The organism is Agrobacterium sp. MS2 (assembly GCF_003261015.1).
Taxonomy (GTDB): domain Bacteria; phylum Pseudomonadota; class Alphaproteobacteria; order Rhizobiales; family Rhizobiaceae; genus Agrobacterium; species Agrobacterium pusense.
Window position 1 is genome coordinate 1 of the sequence record NZ_QLNF01000001.1, and the last position, 5814, is coordinate 5814.

Consider the following 5814-nt stretch of genomic DNA (forward strand, 5'->3'; position numbering starts at 1 on the left):
TGAAAATTGGTGGCGACCAATCGTAATAACAATATCATGATATTGTTATTACGATTGGTCGCCACCAATTTTCATCGCCTTTTCAGTCCACTTCATAATCAGATTCCCTCTCTGCTCCACCAATAAATAATTCATCCTTCATGCAAAAACCTATAAAAATCACTTGGTTGCAGGCAGTTCAAATTGCCCGCCCGTACAACAAGCAAAATCCGCCAATCAAACTCCCCACTTTTCACAGCAACGGTCTACCTACACTATTTATATGTTTTAGCGCCACTTCTGCATAAATTATATGTTTGCGATCGACACTCCCCTGCCTCAAACCAACAGCGCGCCGCGATCGTTCACTTATGCTAATGCTGGTAATTTATTCCTTGCATCAAGTATAAATATAATAATATATGTATTTAAATAAGAATAAAACAGTAAAATATTCCAAGCATAAACACCCTGGAACCTGCTGCCAAATCAACCTCGAAGCTGCGTTGGCATCCTTGACAACAGCGTGTTGTGATGGCGTAAACGACAACATGATTGCCGCGGTACTTGTGGAATGTTCGAAAACTGTCTTGCCAGATGATACGATTGTCGTGTGGAACGTGCGGGAACCCGTTCCCGGTAGCACGCACCTCTTCAAGTATCGACTGTTTTTTGGCAAGGATGGTCGGCGCATCCGGCGAGGGTTTCCGTAGGAGGCGAGCTTTTCGCCCATGCCGTAGGATGGTTCCGAGGCAATCGCTTAGTCGCGTCTTACGAAATGTCCGCAAGTGCCCAACGCGTCGCGGCGAAGCCGTCGAGCAGCCAGGTTCCTAACGCGATCCAGTTTTATCTTTGCAATTACGGAATAAAACTCCATGAATGCAAGGACGATTGAGCGAAGAATTGAAACCGAACTCCGACATTTCGTGGACTTAAGTCCTGCGATTACATTGTTGGGCCCCCGCCAAGTCGGCAACAATACTTGCACTCAATATTGGAGAAACCCGGTCCTCGATCTATCTTGATCTAGAATCAGAAGCGGACCGCGCCAAACTATCGGAACCGGCGCTCTATCTTGCAAGTCATGGTGACAAACTCGTCATCCTCGACGAAGTTCATCGTCTGCCTAACGTGTTCCAGACTCTGCGGGGCTTGATCGATCGCAATCGCCGCCGGACGGCGCACCGGCCAGTTCCTGCTACTCGGCTCGGCTTCCATCGATCTCCTCAAACAATCTGGAGAAACACTGGCTGGCCGCATAGCATATCTTGAAATGCAGCCGGCTGCGGAACACGGTTTGCGTCCCGGTGCCCTACTTGGAGGCAACCGCTGCACGAACGTTCATGGCGACGGCATCCAGCATGAAGATATAGCGACTTGCAGCCATAAGGGACACCTTGAATGCCTGTAATTTTGACGCTATATTGCGTCAGTATCTTTGGCAAATTTGAGGAGGCGAACATGGCTCTCGCACAATATGCTGACAACGGGCTGTTCGCGCCGGGAAAAATCGCCGACGTTCTTCATACAACAAGCGACGATATCGCGCGCAGTGCCGGGTTGGGCAAAGATGCGGTACAGCGCAAAGAACGCATCAAGTCGGACAAAACCCAACGGCGACTGCGCGAAATGATCGAAGTCATCAACAAGGTTGAGGCCCGTTTCGGTTCTGCGCTCATGGCATATGCCTGGTATCGTTCAGAGCCTCTCTCAGGCTTTTCTGGCCACACAGCAATGCAGCTTGTTCGAGACGGGCGCGCTCACGAAGTACTCGAATACATCGACGCGATCGACGCTGGCGTACATGCCTGACCCTTGATGAAGTACCAGGGCAAGCTCTACCGAGCCCTTAATCCGGTTTACGCTCGTGAGCCGCTCTCCGGACGAGGTGCCGAGCTTTATGGCGGCAGATTCAATCCAAAAGGCATGCCTGCACTCTACACGTCAGTGACAGTCACCACGGCATTGAAGGAAGCAAATCAGGCAGGCAGCTTACAGCCCACAACTCTCGTCTCCTACGATGCGGCCATCACACCGCTGTTTGATACTCGCGATGGCGCCCTGCTTCATGATCATGGTATTGACGCTCAAACTCTCAGCACCCCGACTTGGCGAGACGACATGAATGTGTTCGGTGAAGCCCCCACACAACGACTTGCCCGGTCTCTGAAAAACGAGGGCTTTTGCGGTTTGATCGTCAGGAGCTTTGCTCCGGGGGCGACTGATATCGACCTCAACGTCGTCCTTTGGACGTGGGGAGACACCGTCCCACATCAGTTGATCCTGATTGATGATGAGCAGCGCTTGTCACGCTGAAACCGCTGTGAAATCTCCGCGGGCGGCAAGAATGGTCTAAAACACCCATTATAATGGGTCAATTAATTGAAAATCCGCCGTAAATGACCCACTGAAATGGGCCAATATACGCAGGCTGACGCTCATGCTGCGCGACGGCGGACATCTAGTCCGGCTCGCCACTGCATCCAATGACAGGAGCGAAGATGACGGCGCGGAAACGAGTCTGGCGCCGCCTTACCCCGTTCTATCAAGACTTCAAATTCAATAACTCAGGAAACTCGTAATACCTCAGCCGCTTGTCACGGCAGCGGTAATCGTTCTTTGAGGAGTCCACGCTCACGTTGTGTTTTAAGGCTACGCCGATATAGGACCCGAAATGCGGAGCACTACGTTCGCAGTATCCGCTCACCTTCGGCATCGAGCTCATCATGCCGCGCCGGTAAGTGAGCGAGTTAGGCGAGAATTTCGCGGTCTTCACGTTCAGTTCTCGCTATCATTTCCCCACCGGCCCGCCGTCGTCGCACTTCAATCGTCCAGCGCACGCAGGTCAGAACCCCGCTGGATTGGGTCTCCGTCTGCGGCCAATGGCTCTTTCACACGGAGCATGCGGGTATTCCCGTCACCGACCTCGATGTGTCCCGGGCATCTTCGCCAAAAGAGAATGCTGCGGCGCGCAGCGTATGCGTTGACACCGCGAACCGCGTCAACCGTTGAACCGAGCGCACATGCCGGGATTACCGGGGTCTTAACCTCGAACTTGCGCAGCCAGCTGTTCAGGCGATCTCGAAATTCAGATCTGTCCAATAGTCGAATAAAGCCCTGACCTGCCTCTTAGGTTCGACTGTGCCGCTGCGCACGAGGGAAGAATATGTTCTTCCGCCGCAGGCCGATTTTTCAGTGATATACCGATGCGACGCGCCATTGCCGAGACACTCGCTCCAGGCTCCATCGCCTCAGCCACCGCTCGCTCCTTGAAATCATCGGACCAACGCCGCCGAAACTGCCGCGGCGCGCCCTCGAAACGTTTCGGAACGGCCTCGATCATATGAAAGTTTCTAGTTCCAGAGATAGGCGCAGATAGAAGCTCACAGCTGGCGGATAGTCATTACGCAATAGCTGTGCTAGCGCCACTGACGCCAGATGGGGTCAGCTTGCCGCTTACGGTCGAGATATGCAAGCCTTGGCTTCCCGAAGGCGAGCAGTGGCTCGCGAACAGCCCGTATTTCTCACTTATCACGGGCACGCGCTGCGATCGGCGGAACCTCAGACCTCAAAAATGGTTGAATTCGTGATGTAAGAAAAGGATTGACCAATGAAAATAAGCGAGCTCTCCAGAAAACTCAGCAAGATCGACTTCTGCATGTTCAACACACACGATCCCGCCGGGCAGATCAATAGTCGACCAATGAGCAACAACGGCGATGTGGAATATGATGGTGACTCATGGTTCTTCTCCTATGAAGACACGAAGAAAGTCCAGGATATAGTCAAAGACTCATCGGTTACACTGACGTTCACTGCTCCGCCCGGTATTCTTGGCAAACCTGGAATATTTGTTTCTGTCAACGGTCAGGCGAGCCTGATCAGAGAAAGGCCCGAGTTCGACGCCCATTGGACTAGTGGACTGGACAGGTGGTTTCCGCAGGGCGCCGACACACCACGTATAGTCCTGATTAAGGTGTCGGCTCGCACGATCGAGTTCTGGGATGGCGAGGAAAATGGAAAAATCGAACTGGCAAGCGATGCCGCCATGAGAGGTGCGATATGAGTGACGCAGCTTGTCGAGCTCGACCCGGGATCTCGGTAACTGAACGTCCTCAGTTGGGTTAGAGCCTGTCTACGACTAATATAGCCTGTCCGCCAACTTTCTGGGCATCCAGATCCGGGTCCGAGGAGCTTTCCCGAGCATGCCGGGTCCACGCGCCGTGATGCATCGGCGTCACATCCTGGTGCCAACTTTGGGGCCAAAAGCTCACCTTCAGGGTCTTCCGTTGACGCCCGTCAGCCGACCCGGCAACCTCACACAATGACCGCGACGGACAGTTTCATTGCCGAACTAGTCCGCGACGCCAACAGGCTCGATCACCTCGACAGCTGGCAGAAGCGTCGTATGCTCGAACGGGCCGCCATGACAATTCGCGACATGCGGGAAACAATCGGTATGCCATCCGGCCCCGGCCGTGACAGTCTCGTCGACCTCCACACCGTTGCCTCTCCATCGAACGCGGATGGCGCGGCGATGAAGAAATTCGGAACGCACTGCTGCAACCGCCGTGATCCAGCAAAACCGAAATCAGCCTCGTCAAACCTGCCGATTGAATATCCCCTTGCTCCCAGACTTGCCCTGCTTCGTCAGCGACGCGTCATCGCCATGATCCCCGTGTCAAGGCCGTCACCAGCATGGCTGCGCAGTCTGCCAGAACGCTGCCGTTTGCTGCACGCTCTCGCCAGCCTGAACCGTCGCGCAGACCGCGAACAAAACCGGCAGACCCCTCCCGCACAACCCTGCGAAGTTCCCGTGCGGCGGCCGGAATGGTCGCATGCCCTTTGTCGGTGACCGCCCTTTGTCATTCCGTCGGGCCCTCTGCATCGGTGCCGGACATCCGCCGGCGTAACACGGTGGATGCATGAACGCTTTTCAGGTACGGGCGGCGACAGCGATTTTAGAAGCAGGGGTACGGAAGGTCGCTATGCTGGCTAAAGTCACACCGAATACCGTCAGCCGTGTAGAGCAAGACGAAGCGGGCGCTCGAGGCGCGCAACCCGTCACCATCGAAGCGATCAACCGCGACTACGAAGAGCGAGGGATCGTTTTCTTCGGCGAAGATCCCATACCGTATGGTGCACCCGGGGTAAGGCTCAGCAAATAGGGAAAGGTTGAAGTTCCGCCTCTTCCCAAGTCAGTCTGCCGGGACTGGTTTATCGAACTGACATAAGGTCACCACCCGCGCGCTATGACGAGCCTTTCACGGAGATCAAACGGCGGAACAAAATCCGACACCCCGTCGACCTTCGACTTTGTTACCATCCAGAAAACAATTACCAGATTGCCCTGCCCTGATGTTTGCCTTCTCCGAACACTACCCGCACCTGCAGTTCAACTTTGGAATGTAGTGACCCATCCAGGATTGCAGACGTGTGGCGGCATAACGTACCATTGATGCGCACGCATTTCGACCAGAATGGCGTTCGCCGTTTAATATGGCAGGATAGGCTATTGGTATACCGCCCGGACCGGGCGCCAACTTATGTACGAACCCGACATCAATGGGGGACCGTCCTGACTCCTCTCAGCATATGAAGATGAGCCATCATGCATACATCCGCAGCGTGTGGAACGGTCTCTCTTTCCGCCCCGATAACCGCTGCTCCCAAAGCATTGCTCGACATGTTACCGCGCAAAATAAAAGAGTGGGAGAACAGGCGATTAGGCGGACTGGAGAACAGGAGAACAGGAGAACAGGAGAACAAGAGAACAAGAGAACAAGAGAACAAGAGAACAAGAGAACAAGAGAACAAGAGAACAAGAGAACAAGA

8 protein-coding genes are annotated in these 5814 nt (G+C 54.0%); 7 read left to right on the plus strand and 1 reads right to left on the minus strand.

The features are described 5' to 3' along the window. The first annotated feature begins 993 nt into the window (after positions 1–993). The 3 genes from DOU54_RS27775 to DOU54_RS00015 all read left to right on the plus strand — a co-directional run bounded on the left by DOU54_RS27775 (position 994) and on the right by DOU54_RS00015 (position 2295). On the plus strand, positions 994–1251 hold the full coding sequence (locus tag DOU54_RS27775; protein ID WP_234797455.1) for an AAA family ATPase: 258 nt from the start codon (positions 994–996) through the stop codon (positions 1249–1251). 189 nt (positions 1252–1440) lie between these two features. Next, on the plus strand, positions 1441–1791 hold the full coding sequence (locus DOU54_RS00010) for an MbcA/ParS/Xre antitoxin family protein (protein WP_022563984.1): 351 nt from the start codon (positions 1441–1443) through the stop codon (positions 1789–1791). Positions 1792–1797: 6 nt separating this feature from the next. Further along, the gene (locus DOU54_RS00015) at positions 1798–2295 is read left to right on the plus strand and encodes an RES family NAD+ phosphorylase (protein WP_072495390.1); all 498 of its coding nucleotides are present in this window, start codon (positions 1798–1800) and stop codon (positions 2293–2295) included. A gap of 772 nt (positions 2296–3067) precedes the next feature. On the opposite strand, the gene DOU54_RS00025 is transcribed toward DOU54_RS00015, so the two are convergent. After that, the gene (locus DOU54_RS00025) at positions 3068–3322 is read right to left on the minus strand and encodes a transposase (RefSeq protein WP_107327451.1); all 255 of its coding nucleotides are present in this window, start codon (positions 3320–3322) and stop codon (positions 3068–3070) included. A 267-nt stretch (positions 3323–3589) separates the two neighbouring features. Here DOU54_RS00025 and DOU54_RS00030 point away from each other — a divergent pair, with 267 nt between their 5' ends. The 4 genes from DOU54_RS00030 to DOU54_RS27685 form a co-directional block, all read left to right on the plus strand. Beyond that, positions 3590–4045 (plus strand): pyridoxamine 5'-phosphate oxidase family protein, encoded by a 456-nt coding sequence (locus tag DOU54_RS00030; RefSeq protein ID WP_072495394.1) that lies wholly within the window; start codon positions 3590–3592, stop codon positions 4043–4045. Positions 4046–4303: 258 nt separating this feature from the next. Further along, complete coding sequence (locus DOU54_RS27780; protein WP_286079835.1) at positions 4304–4834, plus strand: hypothetical protein; 531 nt, start codon at positions 4304–4306, stop codon at positions 4832–4834. A gap of 70 nt (positions 4835–4904) precedes the next feature. Continuing rightward, complete coding sequence (locus tag DOU54_RS00040) at positions 4905–5147, plus strand: XRE family transcriptional regulator (protein WP_113730179.1); 243 nt, start codon at positions 4905–4907, stop codon at positions 5145–5147. Between the two features lie 443 nt (positions 5148–5590). Then, a partial coding sequence (locus tag DOU54_RS27685) for a hypothetical protein (RefSeq protein ID WP_210206183.1) occupies positions 5591–5814 on the plus strand: 224 nt, incomplete at its 3' end.